This is a genomic window from Hominimerdicola alba, from assembly GCF_900109655.1.
In the GTDB taxonomy this organism is placed as follows: domain Bacteria; phylum Bacillota; class Clostridia; order Oscillospirales; family Ruminococcaceae; genus Hominimerdicola; species Hominimerdicola alba_B.
Genome location: NZ_FOAT01000005.1, coordinates 164,923 through 186,758, shown reverse-complemented (window position 1 = coordinate 186,758; position 21,836 = coordinate 164,923). Strand labels below are relative to the sequence as shown.

Genomic DNA, 21,836 nt, shown 5'->3' with positions numbered 1-21,836 from the left:
TCTGCGACACATGGACTGTTCGATAGTAAACAACGGTATATAGTTTACTTGATCTATCAGACCATGTGTGCAGGTCTGTGTTGCTTTATTTCGGAGGTCGGGTATGATCGGAAAAAGTCGTAAAAGTATCATAGCTTCCGCGGCAGCCGCCCTGATGCTTACAGCAGGGGCTGTCAGCTTTGCTGTGGGCTTTTACCGAAATGCCCCCCGCGAGGATACTTCTGTAGGTATAGAACACCGTGAAGCCATGCTCCCCGAAATATCGGCAGAGGGGCTTTTAGCCGAAAACAGCAGTACCCCCGAAAAGGAAGATACAAGCTCCGATAAAGATGAAAGTTCATCTCCCGAAAGCACCCCCGATACCGAGGATAACAGCGGTCAGGCGAATACAGATACTTCCGCGGCAGTGATACACACCGAGTATTCGCAGGAAGATACTTCACCCGATGACAGCCAGGTACCCACTTCAATTATACAAGCGGCTGACGATGCTACCGCCCCCGCAAAAACCACTCCCGACGGCAGAGAAGCCGACCGCGAATACTTCACCACCTCGATAGTGAACGGCGAGACCGTCACCGACAGCACCTACTTCTTCACCGTTACACATCTTATCCAAGACCTTGAAAATATCCGCTGTGATGTTGAGGTCAACAGTTCGCTGATGACAGGATTTGCAGGCAGGGTGCATCTCAGGGAGGGTGCAAACGCTATAAGGGTCAGCTGTACCTATAAGGACGCTGATAATAAAGTGTACAGGGCTTTACGTGATTACACCGTGTATCTTTCCTCACCCGCCGCCGAGATAGTTACCGACCTTTCCGACTGCGAAGTTTACGACCCCGAATTTACATTTACAGCCCGCTGTGATGACGGACTTGAAGTCAGGCTGAACGGCAGACTTATTGCAGGTGAGAACAGCTTCACCGTAACTCTCTCCGAGGGTGAGAACATGATAAAACTCACCTCGGGGGATACCTCACTTGAATTCTCGGTGACTTACATACCCGTCCGCACCCTTGCCATAATCACCGACCTTTGCGACTGCACAGTGTATACCGACAGCATAACTTTCAGCGCAAAGGCAGTGGGTGGTAATTCTCCCAAACTTTACGTACTTGTGAACGGAAAAGCTCTCCGCGGCAGTGATACCTTTACAGCACCGCTGAATGAGGGGAACAATACCATACGTCTGCTTGCAAAGGACGGCAATGATAAGACCGAACAGACGACCTTCACCGTTACTTCCCTTTACACTATCGATGAAAGCAGGCTGCCGCACCTTGAAAGCATAAGTCTTTCCGATAATATCAGCGTTAAAGGCAGTGCCTACACCCTTACCCTTAAAGCCGCCGACTGCGACGGCGCGCGGCTGTATTCGGATAATATACAGGTCATATGCGGCAATACAGTACCATGCAAGTGGGAAGATGCTTCCTGTACAGGCTACATACTCAAGCTTCACGGCGGTGAGAACACTGTCACTGTAAAACTGAGGGACAGGGTTGGCAGACAGAGCGAATTCTGCTATAATATAAACTGTGAGACCGCCGAAGCAGGGGAAGAAGTCGGCAGGATACAGATATCCGTCAGCGCAGACCTCATCGGGCTGGGCACCCTTTGTGCGAGTGACAGCTTCCCTGTGCTGGAGGGCGAAACAGGCTTTGATACGATGGTCAGGTTCCTTGAAGAGAACGGATTTGAAGTATCATACCGCGGCAGTTCAAACAGCAGATATCTTGCAAGGATATCCATGGCGGGAAGATTCGCAGGGGCTGAACTGACCGATGCGGCGAAGACTTATCTTGCAGGTGCGGGCGTTGTTCCGAACGGCACAAGGGACGATGATTCCCTGGGCGAATTCGATTATGCATCGGGTTCGGGCTGGATGTACAGCCGAAACGGCAAAAAGCCCGCCTATGCCATGACATCTGCGGTATTTGCGGACGGCGAAAAAGTTGAACTGGTATTCTCCCTTGATCTGGGAAACGATATAGGTGGTGAATGATGTTGAAAAGACCTGCGGCACTGCTTACTGCGGCAGTAATGATGAGTACCCCGATATGTGCTTCGGCGCTGGATACAAAACAGGCTGATGGCTATGCAAGGGGTATAGTCACCTATGAAAAACAGAAGAACGGCATACCCGAGGGGGACAGTCTGCTTTCAGGCAGGATAGCAGAGGACGCGGGCTTCGACAGTTCTGACTGGCTGGCGATTGCGGCGGTAAGGTCAGGGCTGGAAACGGACACGGGTGAGTACTACTCTGCATGGAAAAACCGTATCGACAGTGAATATTCCGATGACGGGGCTTTAGATCGTCTCAACGCCACCGACTGGCACCGCGCAGTGCTGACGGGTATATGCCTTGGGGTAGACCCTACCGATGTTTCGGAAGTTGACCTGCTGGGCAGAGGTACGTATCTTCGGGGCGAGGGCAGACCTCTTGATGCACAGGGTCTCAACGGCGAGATATGGGCGCTGATAGCTATGGACAGCTGTGACTGGAAGCTTCCCGAGGACGCAAAGCCCGACAGGGCTGAGATAATCAGCTCGATAATAGACACCCGGAATTCCGACGGCGGTTTCTCGCTGACTGCGGGGGACGGCAGGAGCGATATCGATATCACGGCGATGGCTTTGCAGGCGCTTGCACCCTACCGATGCTGTAATGAGACCGAGGATACGGTATCAGGTGCGTTGAAATATCTGGCAGAAAGTCTTGAAAGTGCGGATAACTGCGAAAGCACAGCGCAGATAATATGCGCCCTGTGCTGTCTTGACATTGACCCCGATGAAGATGAAAGATTCGCGGGGCTGACAGATGAACTCATAAGCTATGTCAACGACGACGGCGGATTTGCTCACCAGAAAGGCGGCGAAAGCAGTGAGCTGGCATCGTCTCAGGCGCTTATAGCCCTTTGCAGCATACAAAGGCTTAGGGCGGGTGAAAGATCGGTATACGATATGAACGAGGGAAGTCCCGAAAAGCCTGTGAAAACTTCGCTGAAAGAAATGACGGCGGCTAAGAACAGGAACACATCACCCCCGACTTTGAGCAACAGCCCCGAGGGTTATCCTAAAGGCGGAAAAATGCAGACAGCCGTTCCTGCGGCGATAATATCCTTCTTTGTTGTGGCTGTTATCGGCGGGATCATAATGCGCAAGAGAAAGGAAAAGGAAAAATGAAAAGTATCCCTGCAAAAATAAAAGAACAGCTGATAAAGGTCATCGTGGGCAAGGACGATACCGTTGAACTGCTGATAGCCGCAGTGCTGGCTGGCGGTCATGTACTGCTGGAGGATACTCCCGGTACCGGCAAGACCACTCTTGCGCTGGCGCTTTCAAAGTGCATGGGGCTGAATTTCAGGAGGATACAGATGACCCCCGATACTACGGCTTCGGATATAACAGGATATTCGGCTTACGATACGGACAAAGGCGAATTCGTATATCACGAGGGCGCGGCGATGACCGACCTTCTTCTTGCGGACGAGCTCAACAGAACATCGGGCAGGACACAGGCGGCTTTGCTTGAAGCTATGGAAGAGCGCAGGCTGACTGTGGACGGTGTGACCCATGAGCTTTCAAAGAACTTTGCTGTTATAGCTACCCAGAACCCATCGGGTACGGCGGGAACTTCGGCTATACCCCTTTCTCAGCTTGACAGATTCATGGTAAGGCTGAGACTTGGTGCACCCGACAGGGAAGCTCTGAAAAAACTGCTGACAGACCGAATACTCACCGACCCCCTGGACAGCACTGAGCAGGTATGCTCGGCGGAAGACCTTGAGGGTCTGCGGGCTGAGATAAACAAGGTGACAATCAAGGATGAGATAATGGACTACATCTGCGACCTGATGCAGTCGGCGGCGGATTGCAGTGATACCGAGGGCGGCATATCTCCCCGAGGTGCGCTGGCGCTTTGCAGGATAGTTAAAGCAGGGGCTTTTCTGGACGGCAGGGACTATGTTGTGCCCAGCGATATCCGCGCCTGCTTTGTACCCGTATGCGCCCACAGGTCTGTGCTGACCAGAGAAGCAAGGGCGGCAGGAAAAACTCCCGAGGGGGTCTTTGAAGCTATACTGAAAGCTCAGCCCTGTCCCGAAAACAGGGAGGATATATGAGGACGCTGATATTCGCAGCATTATTTGCGGCGTCGCTTATCGCGGGATTTTTCTCGGTAATAGGGCTTTACATCGCGGCGGGACTGCTGGCGGTGCTTGCCATGGCGGTAATTGAAAATCTGGCGGAAGACTATCGTGTGAAAGTCAGCTACGAGAAGCTTTTTCTTCACAAGGGCGAAGCGCCCGCGGTGATATTTTCTGGAAAAAAGCGTCTGCGCGGCACGGTGCTTTGCGAGAATCTGGTCACGGGCGAGAAGTCATCGAATATAGTTGACATACATGGCAAGGGCAGGGCTGTACTGCCTGTGCAGAACAACTGCGGGGCGCTGCTGATAAGGTTTATGACATTCCGCAGGAGCGACCTGCTGGGTATAACAAAGCGGACAGCCGTTTGCTTTGCGGAAGAATGTGTGACAGTACTGCCAGATCTTCCCGATGCGGAGCTATACGATCTGGCGGAAGCCGCGGCGGGTGAAAAAGAGCCTGACGGTGCCAGAGAAGCGCGTCCCGATGAACCTTTGCGGCGGGTGAACCTGAAGCTGACCCACCGTTTCGGCAAGCCGTATCTCAACACTTATATGCCCGAAAGATCGGGAAAATTATGGCTTTTTGCGGATTACGGCGCAGGGGACAGAGCGGGTATCCTTGCGGAGAAGATATGCGGTCTGGCACAGCTTTTATCGGAGCAGGGTACGGACTACGGTCTGGCACTGCCTGCAAATGAAGACGGATTTTCATTATTTGAAAATGTGGACAGCGAAGCTGTGATGAATGAAGTCCTGCGATTCCCGATGTACAAATTCGAGGGAAAAAGCTGTCTTGAAAAGCTGTGCGGGAATATTGATGACGGACGGATAATTGCGTTTTCAAGGAATACAAAAGTCACTGACGAGCGTGTGACGGTGATAGACGGCTGAGAGCGGAGTTAAAATGGGCGATAAGACATGGAACATATCCGCGCCGATGGTTTTCGGGGCGGGAGCGGCACTTACGTTTTTCATATGGGGCGGGCTGTACGCGGCAGCGGCGGCTCTGCTTTTGTGCGCCCTGACGGCTTGTCTGGCGGGGCGTTTCGGTCGTAAGTGGGGCTTTCTGCCTGCCGTTTGCGGAGCTCTGACGGCGGTGATATTTCATGGTCGGTTCATGGCGGAATGTGCTCTTTGTGCGGACAATGCCGAGTATTTGTATTCCATAAAGCGCGATGCTTTGTACGTGCCTGTGGCAGGTGCGGCAGACAGCGCTTACATCGTGCCTGTGATAGCCTGCGGGCTTATCTGCGGGGTATATGCGGCATTCGGTGTCAGGGTTACGGCGGTGATACTGGGGGTTCTGGCGGCGCTGGGATATGTGCTTTTCGGCGGCAACGCCTTTGTCCTTTGCGGGGCTCTGGCTCTGGCGGTATCGGTATGCTGTTTCGGCGCTGAGGACATCCGTAAGGCGGGGCTTGCCCTTGGTGCGGCTGTGCTGGCTCTGCCTGCCGTGTTTATAAAAATGCCCGAATTTCCGCCCATGGGAGAAGTTTCTGCGGTGGGTGGAGAAAGCCTTTATCTGGCGGAAGAATACGAACAGCCCCATTGCAGCAAGGCTCAGTATTCGAGGGGCTCGGCGATAATGACGGCGCTGAGTGAAGAGGGATTTTTCCCCGAAAATCAGGCGAATCGGCTGATGGAAGCGGCGGGTGAAACTCTGCCGACCGAGGAAGTGGAAGTCAGCGGAAAGTACGTGCCTGCGGGTGTGTGCGGTGAGATATCCGATGGAAAGTACCTTGTCTGCCCCGAACTGAACGAGAATATTTTCAGGCTGACGGCGCGTTTGCATGAGGGCGATTACATCGACTGCGAGGGGCTTTACCGCGAGTATGTGTATTCGGCTTACGGAAATCTGACGGAGGAAGAAGACGCGCATCTGCGGGAAAAATTCGGCTTGGACGGAACTCTGCCCCTGGATAAGAAGCTTGCAGAGGTCAGAAAAGCGGTGCGGGCGGAGCTTTCCCCCGAAAATGCGGACAGTGAGGACTATGCGGTGCTGACTGTGGGTCTTGCACGTAGCTGTGGTATCGCGGCGAGAGAAGTCAGGGGCATATACTTTGACGAGATGCCCGAAAACAGAAGCGCAAAGCTTGCTGAGGGCGAGGGCCGCGCGTGGTCAGAGGTGTACATTGACGGCGCCGGCTGGGTGGTCTTCGAGACCTCACCCATGTATGAGGAAGTCTCTCCGCTTTTGCCCGAGGGGGCTTCGGCTGATAGCGAAAAACGCGACGAGGACAAAGTGACTTCGGGGGCTGAGGACATCATATACACATCGGCACCGCCCCGCACTGCCGCGGAGATACGCGAGGAAACTAATACGGAAAAGCCGTCATCAAAGGTGCTGTTTGCTGTTCCTGCGGGGGCATTGGTGATTCTTCTGGCGGCGGGTCGGACAAGGGCGGCTGTCAGAAGAATGAAGCGGAAAAATGGCGATAATTCGGCAGTCCTGAAAGCTTGTCATTTTCAGTGCAAACAGCTGATGGAGCTTGCGCTGGGTGTCAGCGGATTGAGCCCCGAGGAAATGGCGGAGAAAGCGGAAGGTCTTCTTAGAGAGCGGTTCACGGAATCTGAGAGGGCTTACGAAAAGCTGAGGTTTTCGGATGATCCCCCCGATGAAGAAGCAGTCAGCGCGGCGAAGCAGTTTTATGAAGAAGCGCGGCAATCTTGCAGGAAGCAGGGGCTTTTGAGAAGTCTGGGGCTTTGGCTCAGAGGGCTGTATTGATGGTGTATGGCAGTAAAAATCTGCTGAGAATGGCGTTCTGATCTGAACGTACGGCGGTAGACAAGGTCGCCCCTTGGGTGTGGTGTGAGGAGCATGGCAAACAGCTTCAAAGCCCGAGCGCGAACTTGACCGAGTACGCGTAGCGAGGTACGAGCGGAGCGCACGCAGCGTCAAGGTTGCACGCGCGCGAGGGTTTGAAGCGCGGGGGTATGGGGGCTGTGCCCCCATTTAAAATAATAGTTATAGCAGAAATTATTGGGCGCGTGGTGCGAGATTTTCGCGGGAGACAGCTTACGAAAAATGCACTGTGTGTTGACGGATAACGCAAAATTCAGGATAGAAAGGGTGAGAGCATGAAAATTCGGGATATAGCCATATTTGCTGGCGCGGCGGCTGTTCTGGCGGCGGCTGTGCTGTTCGTGGATATAAAAACCCCCGAGGAATATTATGCTCTTCACCCCGCGGCTGTAACCGAGGACGGCGAGTTCGTCACCATACGGGTGGACTGCTCGGCGGCGGTGGGCAGGGCTGAGGGTCTGCCCGAAGATGGTACTATGCTTGATGGGAAGTACGCGCTGACCGAGGGCGAGAGCGTTTACGATGTGACCGCGAGAGTGCTGAGGTACGAGGGTATCGACTTCGGTACCAAGGGCGGCAGAGCCGTTTATATCAGCGGTATCGGCGGTCTGGAAGAGTTCGAGCTTGGAGCTGAGAGCGGCTGGATATATACGGTGAACGGAACTGCCCCGGGCATCAACTGCGGTGAATATCAGCCCGAATGCGGGGACGAGATAGAGTTCGTTTACGTTGATAAATTTTTCGGGGAGGCGGGCAGATGAGAGGTTTTGCACCGCTTTCGCGGGTTTTGGTGGTCCTCGGAGCGCTGATGGTCATAATGTTCTCGCGGTCGCTGAGTGCGGCGGGTGCGGGATTTTTGGCGGGGGGGCTGTGTCTGCTTCTGAATGAGGGCGGGCGCAGGGCTCTGAAAGCGTTGGCGGCAGGACTGGCTGTCTGCGCGGCTACTGCGGTCATCGACCCCATATTTTCACACAGGGGCGCGACGGTTCTGCTTTTTGTGAACGACCGTCCCTACACGCTGGAATCCATGCTTTACGGGCTTGAACTGGGGCTTTCACTCAGCGGCGCGGGGGTGTGGCTGGCGGTACTGAGAGGTCTGGTGAACGAGCGGGAGATGCTGGGCATTTTCGGGCGTTTTTCCCCTAAGCTGGCTATGACCATAAGCATGACGCTGGGATTTATACCTCGGCTGATACGCAAAAATTCCCGCATACGTGAGGCACAGCGGGGTGCAGGGCTTTTCGCGGGGGACAGTCCCTCGGGGCGGCTGGCGGAAGTTTCAGCGGTGTTTACTGCCTGCATGGCGTGGTCGGCGGAAGCTGCGGCTGGTGCGGCGCAGTCCATGAACGCGCGGGATTTCGGCACACACAAAGTAACCTTTTCGGACAGGCGGGCTTTGGGGCTGAAAGACTATGTATTCATCCTGATGGTGGTACTGCTGACGGTGGCGGGGCTGGTATTATCGGCGCTTGGCGGGGCTACGGAGTTCTTCCCGCGGGTAGACTTGGGACGATATGAGATGGTCATGACGTTTGTATATCTGGGAGAATGTATGCTCCCCGTAATTATTCTGGCAAAGGAGAGGCTTCAATGGACGCTGTACACTGCGAGGGACTGACGTTCCGCTACAACAACGCAAAAGCGCCTGCTATTCAGGGTATCGACCTGAAAATAGGCAGGGGCGAACTTGTGCTGCTTATGGGGCGGTCGGGGTGCGGAAAGACTACTCTGTTGAAGCTTTTAAAGCCCGAGATTGCGCCTTTAGGTGAAGTTTCGGGGGATATATCTGTCTTCGGAAAGAAAGCGGAAAGCCCTATGCCCATGGTGGGATATGCGGCGCAGTCCCCTGAGGACAGCTTTGTCAGCGATACGGTATACGGCGAGATAATGTTTGCCCCCGAAAATGCGGGACTTAGCGCGGAAGAAGTACGTCGGGCGGCGGCGGAGACTATAACCCGCTTCGGGCTGGGGAAGCTTCTGCGGAGAAAGCTTGACGAGCTTTCGGGGGGCGAAAAACAGCTGGTGAGCCTTTGTGCGGCACTGGTGATGCAGCCTGAGATACTTCTGCTGGACGAGCCTTTCAGCAGACTTGACCCTGTGACGGCGGAAGATATCAGCGGGCTGATACTTAGGCTGAACCGCGAGATGGGTACAACTGTGATAATCGCGGAACACACCACAGATCTTTTGTTTGCGGAGTGCGACAGGGTAGTCTTCATGGAGAATGGGCAGATAGCGGCTGATGCTTCGCCGCGGGAAATGTGCAAGGTTGCAGGGGCGGAGAGTTTTCTGCCTGCGGCGGCGAGGATATTTTCGGGACATGAGAGTTGTCCCCTGACGGTGAGAGAGGGCAGGAAACTGCTGGGTGAGCTACCTCACAAAAAAGAGGTAGCTCTGCCCGAAGTAAGAAAATTCGGGGAAGAAGCCCTGAGGGCTGATGACCTGAGATTCGCTCTTGAAAGGCGGGGTGAGGATATCCTTGATGGCGTGGATATACTTCTGCACAAGGGTGAGCATCTTGCGCTGATAGGGGCTAACGGCTGTGGAAAGACCACGCTTCTGCGGTGTCTGGCGGGGCTTTGCAGGGCTTATTCGGGTACGGTCAAAGTGTTCGGAAAGCGGCTGAAAAAGCCGTCCCATGTTATAGCTATGCTGCCGCAGGAAGCGCGGGACATATTTGTTCAGCCTACGGTGCGGGAGGACTACATCTTCGCGCTGAAAGCCATGGAAAAGCCCATAGAGCGGGCTGATGAGATGCTTAGATATCTGGGGTGCGGACATCTGGCAGATATCCACCCTTATGACTTGAGTGGCGGCGAGACACAGCTTTGTGCGCTGGGCAGGGTGCTTTTGTGCGAGCCTGAGATACTTCTGCTGGACGAGCCTGTAAAGGGGCTTGATGCGGTATCGCGGAAGAAATTCGGAGAGATGATAAAACGGCTCTGCGGTGAGGGCAAGGCTGTACTCACTGTGACCCACGACCTTGAAAATGCGGCGGAGCTGGCGGACAGCTGTGCCATACTCTGCGGCGGTCGGGTGGAGAGCCTGATGCCTGCGGGAGAATTCTTCGCGCGGGCGGGAAGTCTCAGCACGGCGGCGGGCAGGATAGCGCGGGGAGAGGTAGCCAACGCATACACGGTGGAGCGGCTTCGCTCGGCTTTGCGGGGGTCATGCCCATGAACAGAGTAATGAAAGCGGCTGTGCTTGCGGTATGCATGGCGGTCATCGCGGGGGGCTGTCTGCTCTTCGGTGAGCGGTCAGCAAGCTGGCTGGCGGGTGCGGCGGCTGTGGTGATATGCGGTCTGTTCTTCGCAAGATTCGAGAAAAAAGAGACCACCGCAGGAGAGATAGCTCTTGCGGCGGTGATGACGGCGCTGTCGGTTACGGGGCGGATAATATTCGCGCCTTTGCCTGCCTTCAAGCCCTGCGCGGCGGTGATAATACTGGCGGGGATATACCTTGGGGCGGAACAGGGATTTCTGGTGGGGGCGCTGACGGCTCTGGTATCGAATTTCTTTTTCACACAAGGGATATGGACACCTTTTCAGATGATGATATGGGGGCTGACAGGGCTTCTGGCGGGGCTGCTTGGAAGTCGGCTGAAAAAGAATCCGATAGTGCTATGCATTTTCGGGGCTATGGCGGGACTATGCTACTCGGTATTCATGGACGTATGCAGTGTTCTGTGGCTCGGTGGCGGATTCACTCCTGAGAGATTCCTTGGGCTGACCCTTGCATCGGCATGGTTCACAGTAAGCTACATGGTATCGAACTGCGTTTTTCTGCTGATATTTTTGAAGCCCGCAGCGAGGATATTTGAGCGGCTTGATTCCAAGTTCGGCTTGGGCGCGGGTGCGCGGCGGGAGTGAGTTTTTTCTTACTTTACTTGGACGTGATGCCGCTCAATGAATATTGAATAATGAAAAATGAATAATGAATAATAGAGGTATCGCCTGCGGCGATGGATTTTTTTGGAGGTGAATTGTTTGTTCGTTAACGGGATAGTTATTCAGAAGCTGGTTGATAATGCTTCGGGATACAGGGGCATTGACGGGCTTGATTATTCGATGAACTGGTATTTATGTATTGAGCCAGGCTGTGAAGATCTTGAGAAGTACGTTGATGAGAATATCGAACTGACTTACTATGATATCGGTGACGGTGAATGTATCGCGGCGTGCACGGATATTGGATTCATAAAAAAATGGGCGGAGCGATCGAGCAATTTCAGGCTATTGCTTTGTGAGACAGATGTGCCGCGTCCTGTGATGGAGATGCCGAAGTGCAGGAAGAAGTTTCTAGGGTATGATTATGCATACACGGGCGGGGATTTTTATTCGGCTGTATACCATGAGATACCCTCGGTATTTCCGCAGTTTGAGCTGAACGAGAACGGACTTTTTGCCAGCATGGAGGAGATGGAGCGGTATCTTTCGGCGCGAAGGAATTTTGAAGCTTGTCACCCGGCTAATACTCTGGAAACGGGAGATTTTGTGGTATATAAGCTTTGGAAATTGGATAAGGACGAATTTCTGGGATAAAAGAGAGGTGTGGATAATGCCAAGGAAGAGAGTTTTATACGGTAATGCTAAATAAAAATCACCGCCGCGGTACTATGGCTTACCGCGGCGGCGTTTTACGTATTTATAGTAAGCGACATTGAAATTGCTGCTTTGAGAACTTCGCAAAAGCATATATCGAACGTTTACTCGTTCTCAGAGTGCAATTTCTAATGACGTTTACTATGTAAGTAAGAAGGTATGAATCGTCAATGACCTATGAAAAATTTTGTTATGCTATCGATCTCGGAAAGGTTTCGCACTAAACCTTAGAGAGCCTTGAATGCCTCGGAGAGGTCTTCTATGATATCGTCGATATGCTCGGTACCTATGGAAAGTCTGATGGTGTTGGGACGGATACCCTGTTCCAGCAGTTCTTCCTCGTTGCACTCGGAGTGAGTTGTAGATGCGGGATGGATAGCCAGTGACTTAACGTCAGCTACGTTAGCCAGAAGGCTGAACAGCTGGAGGTTGTCAATGAACTTCTGAGCTTCTGCTGCGCCGCCCTTTATCTCGAATGTGAAGATAGAGCCGCCGCCGTTGGGGAAGTACTTCTTATAAAGCTCCTGCTGAGCGGGATCCTTGGATACTGAGGGGTGATTTACCTTTTCTACCTGAGGCTGTGAATTCAGGAACTGTACGACTTTCAGCGCGTTCTCAACATGACGCTCAACTCTCAGCGAGAGGGTCTCAAGACCCTGCAGGAATACAAATGCGTGTACGGGAGAGAGGGTGGAGCCTGTATCTCTCAGCAGGATAGCCCTGATGTAGGTAACGTATGCAGCTGCGCCTACAGCCTTTGTGAAGCTTACGCCGTGGTAGCTTACGTTTGGTTCATACAGCCAGGGGTGCTTGCCTGCGCCCTCCCAGTTGAAGTTGCCGCTGTCAACGATAACGCCGCCTATTGTTGTGCCGTGTCCGCCGATGAACTTTGTAGCTGAATGAACAACGATATCAGCGCCGTGCTCGATAGGTCTTACAAGATAAGGTGTAGCGAATGTGTTATCAACTATCAGGGGGATATTGTGAGCGTGAGCTATCTTTGCGATGCGCTCGATATCAACTACCTCGGAATTGGGGTTGCCGAGGGTCTCTATCTCGATAGCCTTGGTGTTATCCTGGATAGCCTTTTCGATAGCCTCATAGTCGAAGGGATCAACGAAAGTGCTCTCAATGCCGTAAGCGGGAAGTGTGTGCTTCAGCAGGTTATAAGTTCCGCCGTAGATGTTCTTTGCAGCTACGATGTGGTCACCTGCATGCGCTGCGCCCTGGATAGCGTAGGTTATAGCAGCTGCACCTGAGGATACTGCCAGAGCAGCAACGCCGCCTTCAAGGGAAGCTATTCTCTCTTCAAAAACGCCCTGAGTGGGGTTTGTAAGTCTGCCGTAGATATTACCTGCATCTCTCAGACCGAAACGGTCAGCAGCGTGCTCGGAGTTATGGAAAACATAGCTTGATGTCAGGTAGATGGGCACTGCTCTTGCATCGGTTGCGGGGTCGGGGTTCTCCTGACCTACGTGAAGCTGTCTGGTCTCAAATCTCAGTTTTCTCTCATTTATATTACTCATGATAAATTCCTCTTTTCTTGATATTTATATATTATTGTACTATCTTAAAATGCCTTATTTACGTATTCAGATCAGCACATTCGCAGATGTGATGATACTTTTACGCTTCGGCTGATATGCTTCATATCATCGCCCGCTTTCTTATTTTTAGTTATCCTAGTTGATTACTAGGTTTCTTGCGATGGACTAATAATATCATATTTTTCCTATCATGTCAATAGGTTTTAGAAAAATAATTTATCTTTGTGAATAGTATACTATTATTGCTGTTGAAAAATGCTGGATTGACAGCAGTATGACGTTGAAGTTGCGTGAGTTATTGGTGGGGGTTATTAAGCTGATACTCATATATAAATTTTGGCTACATAGATCAAGGAAGAATTGTTTTGGTAGTCGGACATTTGCTGTGGTGGTTAGTTTGTAAGTTTTCGCCCCTCGTACCTCGGGTCGAGAAATCAACGAGCTAACGCCGTTGATTTCGGGCGCGGCAAAAATTTTTACGCACATAGAAAGAGCGTGGACGTTTGTATTGTCCACGCTCGTATTTTTGTAGCGGTGACTGCGTCGACCGCGTGCCGCGCCTTTTTTGTCAGGGCGGGTAGTTCGCTGTTCTCTTATAGTTCGCTGTGCATTTTGGTTTTGCGCCTTGATGTGAGGGCTCTGCCCTTAACAGTCAGCTTTGCTGACTGTGGCTCCCGCAAGCCTGCTAGCGCGAGGCATATGCCGACGCAGTCGCATAAACCGCGCGCTTTGTCTCTTTGGCAGTTTACGCAAGTCTGTGTTTTTTATATCACTGCAAAGCGCCGCGGTTGAACTCGCTGAGTTCAAGACCTTCGTTCTTTTCAAGTGCCCAGCGGATATTCCATTCACTGGTGAACAGGAGCAGGTAATTTCCGCGGAAGTCCTGTACAAGCTTGGTATCGCTGGAAAGCTTCAGCTTTTTAACGTCGATATCCTTATTGTCTATCCATCTGATATGGCTATACGAAAGGCTCTCCTTGAAGAGTTCAACATTGTACTCGTTCTTCATACGGTACTCGAAAACTTCAAGCTGCAGAACGCCCACAACGCCGATGATCACTTCTTCCATACCTGTTTCGGGTTCCTGGAAGATCTGTATCGCACCCTCCTGAGCTATCTGAGTAGCGCCCTTTACGAACTGCTTACGCTTCAGGGTATCTTTCTGGCGCACGCGCATGAAGTGTTCGGGGGCGAATGTAGGTATGGGCTCAAACTCGAACTTTCTCTTGGGGGAGCATATGGTATCGCCGATGGAGAATATGCCGGGGTCGAATACGCCGATGATGTCGCCAGCGTAAGCTTCGTCGATTATCTCACGCTCCTGAGCCATTATCTGCTGAGGCTGTGAAAGGCGCATCTTCTTATTGCCCTGAACGTGGAGCACGTCCATTTCCTTATCGAACTTGCCCGAGCATACGCGCAGGAAAGTTATCCTGTCGCGGTGAGCCTTGTTCATATTTGCCTGAATCTTGAATACGAAAGCCGAGAAATCTTCATCGAATGGGTCGATAAGACCGTCACTGCTCATACGAGGTGTGGGAGAGGTGGTCATCTCCAGGAATCTTTCAAGGAAAGGCTCAACACCGAAGTTTGTCAGCGCAGAACCGAAGAATACAGGTGAAAGCTCACCGTTTCTTACCTTGTTGATATCGAATTCGTAGCTTGCGCCGTCCAGAAGTTCGATATCATCTGAGAGAGTTTCGTGCAGATTCTCGCCCAGCATATCATCAAGTGCGGGGTCGGAAAGTTCAACTTCTTCCATAGCCACCTTGTGCTTGCCGAAAGCCATTTCGGATTCGCTGGAAAATGCGATTATATGGCGCTTGTCTCTGTCATAAACGCCCTTGAACTCTTTGCCGCAGCCGATAGGCCAGTTTACGGGATAGGTCTGTATACCCAGCTCGCTCTCTATCTGTTCGATAAGTTCAAAGGGACTGCGTGCATCTCTGTCCATCTTATTTATAAATGTGAATATGGGGATATGTCTCATAACGCAGACCTTGAAAAGCTTTCTGGTCTGGTTCTCAACACCCTTGGAAGCATCGATGACCATTACAGCGGAATCTGCCGCCATAAGGGTACGGTATGTGTCCTCGGAGAAGTCCTGGTGTCCGGGGGTATCAAGGATATTTATGCAGTAGCCGTCATACTGGAACTGCATTACCGATGATGTTACCGAGATACCTCTCTGCTTTTCTATCTCCATCCAGTCCGAAACTGCATGGCGGGAATTCTTCTTACCCTTAACAGCGCCTGCCTGTGCGATAGCGCCGCCGTACAGCAGGAATTTTTCTGTAAGTGTGGTCTTACCTGCGTCGGGGTGAGAGATTATGGCGAAAGTTCGCCTGCGGTTTATTTCTTCTTTTAAGCCCATTAATTTTCCTCCGTTATATATGTGAGACCTTACTGCTTGCGGGTCGGGTCAGTTTTTTTCATGTATTGTTCTGATCGTGATGGTAAATCATATCACATCATGTTCGACCTCCGATACAAATTTCAGCATACCTAATCATTATACCATGAAATGACATGATTTACAAGCGTCATATTCCCAAAATTACCGAAGCTTATTATTGCCCGAAGTGATTGATATTGCATAAATCCCCCTTATACAGAAGTTGACAGGAAGCTGTTTCGGTGGTATAATTCATCAGTAGAGATTTTGGTCTTTGAAAGGAGAACGCATTATGGCAAAAACCAAAAGCAAAAAGATAGTTATAATGATAATAATTCTGATACTTATAGCGACGTTTCTTGTAGTGGTATTTATCCGCGTGAACCCTAAGTGGAAAGCCGCTGAACTTACAATAGTTCAGGCGGAGAAAAAATATGATATAAAATCCATAGATCCCGAGGGGACGACTTTGCAGACACGCATACTGCCGCCCGAGGGTTACAACCGCGTGGATGCGGAAGAGGGAAGTTTTGCGGCTTATCTGCGGGATTATCCTCTTTATCCAGATGGTACTGCACTGCCTGTGTTTGACGGCAGGACAAAGGAATCGCCCTACACTGCGGCGGTTTTCGACATAAGTGTGGGCGATGAGGGCTATCAGCAGTGTGCGGACAGCATAATACGTCTGTACAGCGATTATTGCTATGAAAACGGTAATTTTGATGATATATCGTTTCAGCTTTCAAACGGCGATGTATGTTCATACAACAGATGGCGAAAGGGAAGACGTATACTTGCGCTGGGAGATTTCTCCTGCGAGATACCTGCGGCGCTCCCCGATGACAGCGAACAGCAGTACAGAAACTATCTGAAACTTGTGATGCGCTATGCGGGCACGCTTTCGCTGTTGGATGAATCAAAGGTGATATCCGTTGATGAACTTCGCACAGGGGATATCATCTGCAATAAAACTCATGTGGTGATGGTGCTAGATACAGCCGTTAACGACAAGGGTGAGAAGTGCTATCTTCTTGGGCAGAGTTTTATACCTGCGGTGTGTTTTCATGTAGTGAACAACGTGGATGGCAAGGACGGTTCGCCCTGGTTCACGGAAGCGGAACTCAGGCAGGAGACTTTCAGCGTAGGCGGATTCAAGTTTTCAAGCAAAAATGATATCCGCAGATGGAAGAGCTGAAAACAAGGCGGCACGGTGTGTAGTTGATATTTATAGAGAATGTTTGTAGCTATTATTGGGGGAAAACCCTTTTGAAAAAGGGTTATTCCCCCAAGCCCCTTTTCCTAAAACTTCTATTATGTTTTTGCGGGGGATAGCTGTACTTTAAAAGTACGGCTATCCCCCGCATTTTGTATTTCTTAATTAGAATAGCTATCCCCCGCAAAAACAAAGTAAAAGTCTTTGGAAAGGGGTCTGGGGAACAACCTTTCTTCAGAAAGGTTTTCCCCAGTGATAGTCACAAGTATTCTTTACAGACATCAGCCACACACCGTGCCGCCTTGTTTTTTAGTTCTGTCTGTATGTGCTCAGGAAGTCCTTCATCTCTGACATTGACAGTTTCAGCTGGTCGATGCAGGGGAGGTATACTATCCTGAAATGGTCGGGCTGTTCCCAGTGGAAACCGCCGCCCGCTACGAGGAGTATCTTCTTTGTTCTCAGCAGGTCGAGGACGAACTGTTCATCGCTGGTTATGCCGAATTTCTTTGCGTCTATCTTAGGGAATATGTAGAACGCTGCCTTTGGCTTAACGGCGCTTATGCCGTCGATATCGTTCAGCAGAGTGTAGATGCATTCTCTCTGGTCGTATATACGTCCGCCGGGGAGAAGCTCCTTGTCGGGAGCGCCTGAGCCTTTCAGTGCGGCGGGGATAACGTACTGAGCCTGAACATTTGAACACAGTCTCATGGAGGACAGCATATTCAGTCCTTCGATGTAGCCGCGGACATTTTCTTTGTTGCCGCTGAGTACCATCCAGCCTGCGCGGAAACCTGCGGACATATGGGATTTTGATATGCCGTTGAAAGTTATGCAGAACAGGTCGGGGTCGATGGAAGCGATAGATGTATGCTCAACGCCGTCCATCAGCAGACGGTCATATATCTCATCGGAGAATACGATAAGGTCGTGTTCGCGGGCGAGCTTTGCTATCTGCTCCAGAACCTCGCGGGGATAAACAGCGCCTGTGGGGTTGTTGGGGTTTATTATAACAACAGCCTTTGTCTTGGGAGTTATCTTGCTCTCCATATCCTTGATATCGGGGAACCACTCGGAAGACTCATCACATATATAATGTACGGCAGTACCGCCTGCGAGAGTTACCGAAGCTGTCCACAGGGGATAGTCGGGGGCGGGTACGAGAACTTCGTCGCCGTTGTCAAGAAGTCCCTGCATTACCATGGTGATAAGTTCGCTTACGCCGTTGCCTGTGTAGATATCATCGATGGAAGCCACGTTGACACCCTTGCCGCGGTGATAAGCAAGTATAGCTTCACGCGCCTGAGGGATACCCTTTGAAGTGGAATAGCCCTGTGCGTTGTGGAGATTATCGGTCATGGTGCCGATTATCTCAGGGGGTGCATCAAATCCGAAAGGTGCGGGGTTTCCGATGTTGAGTTTGAGTATCTTCTCGCCCGCCGCGATCATTCTGTCAGCCTCGTCCATAACGGGACCGCGTATATCGTAGCAGACATTATCCAGCTTGTGAGATTTTGAAAAAGTTCTCATTTTACTTTACCTTCTTTATATTATTATTTCGTATAGGTCGTTTACAATAAATGCCGATAAATAAACTTATAAGCACTTTAAATTACATTGTACCACCATTTTCAGACATTGTCAAGGATACACCCGCCGAATTAAGTTCTCTGCCGATTTATTACTTTAAACAAATTGTACAACTTTTGCAGTTATACTAAGCTAAATGTAATTTTGCAACAATTGCATTCCAAAATTGCAAAAGCAGAAAATTTATGTACCAATAATCAGATGTTTTTCTTTAAAAACGAATAAATGAAACAATATTTATTCAAAATCGCTAAAAATGCACTTCCAAAATTTATATAATGTTTATGGCGGGGTACTTGACAATCAATGCGGAAAGTAATATAATAATAGTGTTGATTTTTTAATTTTAAACAAATGGAGGTCATTAACAATGGGCAGAGTTTATAATTTCAGCGCAGGTCCTGCTGTTCTTCCCGAGGAAGTACTCAAGGAAGCTGCTGAGGAGATGCTCGATTACAAGGGCACAGGCATGAGCGTTATGGAGATGTCCCACAGATCCAAGGCTTATGACGAGATCATCAAGGAAGCTGAGAAGGATCTCAGAGATCTGATGAACATTCCCGATAACTACAAGGTAATATTCCTGCAGGGCGGTGCTTCTCTGGTATTCGCAGAGGTACCTATGAACCTGATGAAGAAGGGTAAGGCTGCTTACATCATCACAGGTCAGTGGGCTAAGAAGGCTGCTGCTGAGGCTGAGAAGTACGGTGAGGTAGTAAGAGTTGCTTCCTCCGCTGACAAGACTTTCTCTTATATCCCTGATTGTTCCGATCTGGACATCCCCGATGATGTTGACTATGTTTACATCTGCGAGAACAACACCATTTACGGTACAAAGTTCCACACACTGCCCAACACAAAGGGTCACGAGCTGGTTGCCGATGTATCCAGCTGCTTCCTGAGCGAGCCTGTTGACGTTACTAAGTATGGCGTTATCTACGGCGGCGTTCAGAAGAACGTTGGTCCTTCCGGCGTACAGATCGTTATCGTAAGAGAAGACCTGATCGCTGACGGTCCCGCATTCAAGGCTTGCCCCACAATGTGTGACTGGAAGGTACAGGCTGACAATGATTCTCTGTACAACACTCCTCCCTGCTACGGCATCTACATCTGCGGCAAGGTATTCAAGTGGATCAAGAAGATGGGCGGTCTCGAGGGCATGAAGGCTCACAACGAGAAGAAGGCTAAGATCCTGTATGATTTCCTTGACAGCAGCAAGCTCTTCAAGGGCACAGTTGTTCCCGAGGACAGATCTCTGATGAACGTTCCTTTCGTTACAGGCAACGAGGAGCTGGACAAGAAGTTCGTTGCTGAGGCTAAGGCTGCAGGCTTCGAGAACCTCAAGGGTCACAGAACCGTTGGCGGTATGAGAGCTTCCATCTACAACGCAATGCCTATCGAGGGCGTTGAGAAGCTTGTAGAATTCATGAAGAAGTTCGAGGCTGAGAACGCATAATTTAAGTAAATATCAAAGCATAGCGCAGGGCGGAAACGGTCTGCGCTGTTGCCGATTTATATAGCATACAACACATAGATCCTGAAAGGCAAATATCATGGCAAAGAACAATAGATTTGAAACAGTCTACTCTCAGGGCACGATTGATGTTGTCAAGGTTCTGGTAGACAAGGAGACAGGTGTGAATTACGTTTTCGCTAAAGAGGGCTATGCAGGTGGTCTGACACCTCTGCTGGACGAAAACGGAAATGTAGTTATCACAAAGATCGAAAAATAAGCTTGTTTTACCGTTTAGGGAAAAGGAGTGGATAACATGGCTAAAAAGGAAAAGATCACCCGCTTTGAGGTCACATTTAAGCAGGATGGCAGCATGAGTGCTCCCGGTTTCTGCATATGTGTGGATAAGGAAACAGGTGTGAATTATATTTACAGCTACTGGGGCGAAACAGGAGGTCTTACACCTCTGCTTGATCAGGACGGCAAGCCTGTTATCACTAAGGACGGCAAAGAGCTTTTATAATATTTTTGAAAAGGAATGATTTCAATGTACAATATTCTGACAATGAACAAGATCGCAGCTTGCGGTACTGACAAGTTCGACAAGGCTGCTTATACCATAACTGACGAGTGCGCAGAGCCTACCGCTATAATGGTACGTTCCGCTAAGCTGCACGACTATGAGATGCCTTCCAGCCTTCTCGCAATCGCAAGAGCAGGCGCAGGCGTAAACAATATCCCTGTTGACAAGTGCGCAGAGCAGGGCGTTGTAGTATTCAACACCCCCGGTGCAAACGCTAACGCAGTTAAGGAGCTGGTTATCTGCGCTCTGCTGCTGGCTTCCAGAAGGATCACAGAGGCTGCTGCTTGGGCTAACTCCCTGAAGGGCACTGAGGACGCTCCCAAGACTGTTGAGGGCGGCAAGGCTAAGTTCGCAGGTCCCGAAATCTTCGGCAAGACACTGGGCGTTATCGGTCTGGGCGCTATCGGCGGCAAGGTTGCAAATGCTGCTGTTGCACTGGGTATGAAGGTTATCGGCTTCGATCCTTTCCTTTCTGACGCTGCTGCTAAGGCACTGGATTCTTCCGTAAAAGTAGTTGACAGCAAGGACGATATCTACAAGAATGCTGATTACATCACTCTGCACGTTCCTTTCACTCCCGACGCTAAGAACAGCATCGGCAAGGAGCAGATCGCTATGATGAAGGACGGCGTTCGCATCATCAACGCTGCAAGAGGCGAGCTGGTTGATACTGCTGCTGTTGTTGAAGCTATCAAGGCAGGCAAGATCGCTAAGTACGTTACAGACTTCGCTGACGATATCGGTCTGGGCGAGGAGAACGTTATCACTCTGCCTCACCTGGGTGCTTCCACTCCCGAGAGCGAGGACAACTGCGCTATCATGGCAGCTGACGAGCTGATGGACTACATCGAGAGAGGTAAGATCAGAAATTCTGTTACATTCCCGAATCTTGAGCTGGCTAAGACAGCTGATCAGCTGGTATGCGTACTGCACAAGGCTGAAGTTACCGAGGACGCTGTAAAGGCTGCTGTAGGTGCTGACGTTGTTGCAAGCGCTTCTGCTACAAAGAAGGCTTGGGGCTACACTCTGCTGGACGTTAAGGGTTCTGCAAATGTTGACGCTGTAAAGGCTGTTGCAGGCGTTGTAGGCGTAAGAGTTATCTGATATCCGTTGAAAGTGTAAGGAGGGTACACCATGAGTATATTAGCGCTGATATTGCTTATCGGTATACCGATGGCTGTCATGCAGATATTGTACAGGCTGTACGATCCTGACGGCGAAAAAACGCTGGCACTTGCGGAAAAACTGCCTGTTCTGATGGGCAGGAAATTTCTTATACAGATAATCACGCCGCTGCTGTTCATAGTGGTCTTTGGGCTTATCTCGGTGCTGCTGCATATACCGATAGCGGTATTCTATGTGGTGTGCGGGTTAGCCATAGGCATAATAAACGGCATGGCGGTAACGCTGATGTATCACGGCGACAAGAAATAATGTATTTAACAGCGGAAGTCTTTGGGGCTCCCGCTGTTTTTGTGTGCGTTGGGGAAATTTGGGCATG

19 protein-coding genes are annotated in these 21,836 nt (G+C 50.7%); 16 read left to right on the top strand and 3 right to left on the bottom strand.

Annotated features, from left to right (window positions below):
• The first annotated feature begins 103 nt into the window (after positions 1-103).
• The 10 genes from BMY75_RS07900 (at position 104) to BMY75_RS07855 (ending at position 11,497) form a co-directional block, all read left to right on the top strand.
• On the top strand, positions 104-2,008 hold the full coding sequence (locus tag BMY75_RS07900; protein WP_074832178.1) for a hypothetical protein: 1,905 nt from the start codon (positions 104-106) through the stop codon (positions 2,006-2,008).
• On the top strand, positions 2,005-3,189 hold the full coding sequence (locus tag BMY75_RS07895) for a prenyltransferase/squalene oxidase repeat-containing protein (protein WP_242940200.1): 1,185 nt from the start codon (positions 2,005-2,007) through the stop codon (positions 3,187-3,189). The genes BMY75_RS07900 and BMY75_RS07895 overlap by 4 nt, the downstream gene beginning before the upstream one ends.
• Complete coding sequence (locus BMY75_RS07890; RefSeq protein WP_074832169.1) at positions 3,186-4,127, top strand: AAA family ATPase; 942 nt, start codon at positions 3,186-3,188, stop codon at positions 4,125-4,127. The genes BMY75_RS07895 and BMY75_RS07890 overlap by 4 nt, the downstream gene beginning before the upstream one ends.
• Positions 4,124-5,044, top strand: a complete 921-nt coding sequence (locus BMY75_RS07885) for a DUF58 domain-containing protein (protein WP_074832165.1) — start codon at positions 4,124-4,126, stop codon at positions 5,042-5,044. Before BMY75_RS07890 ends, BMY75_RS07885 begins: the two co-directional genes overlap by 4 nt.
• Before the next feature lie 13 nt (positions 5,045-5,057).
• On the top strand, positions 5,058-6,878 hold the full coding sequence (locus BMY75_RS07880; protein ID WP_074832162.1) for a transglutaminase-like domain-containing protein: 1,821 nt from the start codon (positions 5,058-5,060) through the stop codon (positions 6,876-6,878).
• 353 nt (positions 6,879-7,231) lie between these two features.
• Positions 7,232-7,717 carry a DUF4430 domain-containing protein gene (locus tag BMY75_RS07875; RefSeq protein ID WP_074832159.1) on the top strand — a complete coding sequence of 162 codons (486 nt, stop codon included), beginning with the start codon at positions 7,232-7,234 and terminating at the stop codon, positions 7,715-7,717.
• Positions 7,714-8,574, top strand: a complete 861-nt coding sequence (locus BMY75_RS07870; RefSeq protein WP_074832156.1) for an energy-coupling factor transporter transmembrane component T — start codon at positions 7,714-7,716, stop codon at positions 8,572-8,574. The genes BMY75_RS07875 and BMY75_RS07870 overlap by 4 nt, the downstream gene beginning before the upstream one ends.
• Positions 8,547-10,136, top strand: a complete 1,590-nt coding sequence (locus tag BMY75_RS07865) for an ABC transporter ATP-binding protein (protein ID WP_074832153.1) — start codon at positions 8,547-8,549, stop codon at positions 10,134-10,136. The genes BMY75_RS07870 and BMY75_RS07865 overlap by 28 nt, the downstream gene beginning before the upstream one ends.
• On the top strand, positions 10,133-10,825 hold the full coding sequence (locus BMY75_RS07860; protein WP_081350481.1) for an ECF transporter S component: 693 nt from the start codon (positions 10,133-10,135) through the stop codon (positions 10,823-10,825). The genes BMY75_RS07865 and BMY75_RS07860 overlap by 4 nt, the downstream gene beginning before the upstream one ends.
• A gap of 108 nt (positions 10,826-10,933) precedes the next feature.
• The gene (locus BMY75_RS07855; RefSeq protein WP_242940205.1) at positions 10,934-11,497 is read left to right on the top strand and encodes a hypothetical protein; all 564 of its coding nucleotides are present in this window, start codon (positions 10,934-10,936) and stop codon (positions 11,495-11,497) included.
• A 287-nt stretch (positions 11,498-11,784) separates the two neighbouring features.
• On the opposite strand, the gene BMY75_RS07850 is transcribed toward BMY75_RS07855, so the two are convergent.
• Both BMY75_RS07850 and BMY75_RS07845 read right to left on the bottom strand, forming a co-directional pair.
• Positions 11,785-13,083: an O-acetylhomoserine aminocarboxypropyltransferase/cysteine synthase family protein gene (locus BMY75_RS07850; protein WP_074832143.1), complete on the bottom strand. Its 1,299-nt coding sequence runs from the start codon at positions 13,081-13,083 to the stop codon at positions 11,785-11,787.
• A 790-nt stretch (positions 13,084-13,873) separates the two neighbouring features.
• Positions 13,874-15,478 carry a peptide chain release factor 3 gene (locus BMY75_RS07845; RefSeq protein WP_074832140.1) on the bottom strand — a complete coding sequence of 535 codons (1,605 nt, stop codon included), beginning with the start codon at positions 15,476-15,478 and terminating at the stop codon, positions 13,874-13,876.
• Positions 15,479-15,791: 313 nt separating this feature from the next.
• Between BMY75_RS07845 and BMY75_RS07840 the strand changes: the two genes are divergently transcribed.
• On the top strand, positions 15,792-16,694 hold the full coding sequence (locus BMY75_RS07840; RefSeq protein WP_074832136.1) for a DUF4846 domain-containing protein: 903 nt from the start codon (positions 15,792-15,794) through the stop codon (positions 16,692-16,694).
• A gap of 327 nt (positions 16,695-17,021) precedes the next feature.
• On the opposite strand, the gene BMY75_RS07835 is transcribed toward BMY75_RS07840, so the two are convergent.
• Complete coding sequence (locus tag BMY75_RS07835) at positions 17,022-18,239, bottom strand: aminotransferase class I/II-fold pyridoxal phosphate-dependent enzyme (protein ID WP_074832133.1); 1,218 nt, start codon at positions 18,237-18,239, stop codon at positions 17,022-17,024.
• Positions 18,240-18,669: 430 nt separating this feature from the next.
• Here BMY75_RS07835 and serC point away from each other — a divergent pair, with 430 nt between their 5' ends.
• The 5 genes from serC (at position 18,670) to BMY75_RS07810 (ending at position 21,769) form a co-directional block, all read left to right on the top strand.
• Positions 18,670-19,755 (top strand): 3-phosphoserine/phosphohydroxythreonine transaminase, encoded by a 1,086-nt coding sequence (gene serC / locus BMY75_RS07830; protein WP_074832130.1) that lies wholly within the window; start codon positions 18,670-18,672, stop codon positions 19,753-19,755.
• Between the two features lie 97 nt (positions 19,756-19,852).
• Positions 19,853-20,032 (top strand): DUF6440 family protein, encoded by a 180-nt coding sequence (locus BMY75_RS07825; protein ID WP_074832125.1) that lies wholly within the window; start codon positions 19,853-19,855, stop codon positions 20,030-20,032.
• Between the two features lie 36 nt (positions 20,033-20,068).
• Positions 20,069-20,275, top strand: a complete 207-nt coding sequence (locus BMY75_RS07820; protein ID WP_074832122.1) for a DUF6440 family protein — start codon at positions 20,069-20,071, stop codon at positions 20,273-20,275.
• Between the two features lie 24 nt (positions 20,276-20,299).
• On the top strand, positions 20,300-21,439 hold the full coding sequence (locus BMY75_RS07815; protein WP_074832118.1) for a 3-phosphoglycerate dehydrogenase: 1,140 nt from the start codon (positions 20,300-20,302) through the stop codon (positions 21,437-21,439).
• Between the two features lie 30 nt (positions 21,440-21,469).
• A complete protein-coding gene (locus tag BMY75_RS07810; protein ID WP_074832115.1) occupies positions 21,470-21,769 on the top strand; it encodes a hypothetical protein in 300 nt (99 codons plus the stop codon).
• Positions 21,770-21,836 lie beyond the last annotated feature (67 nt).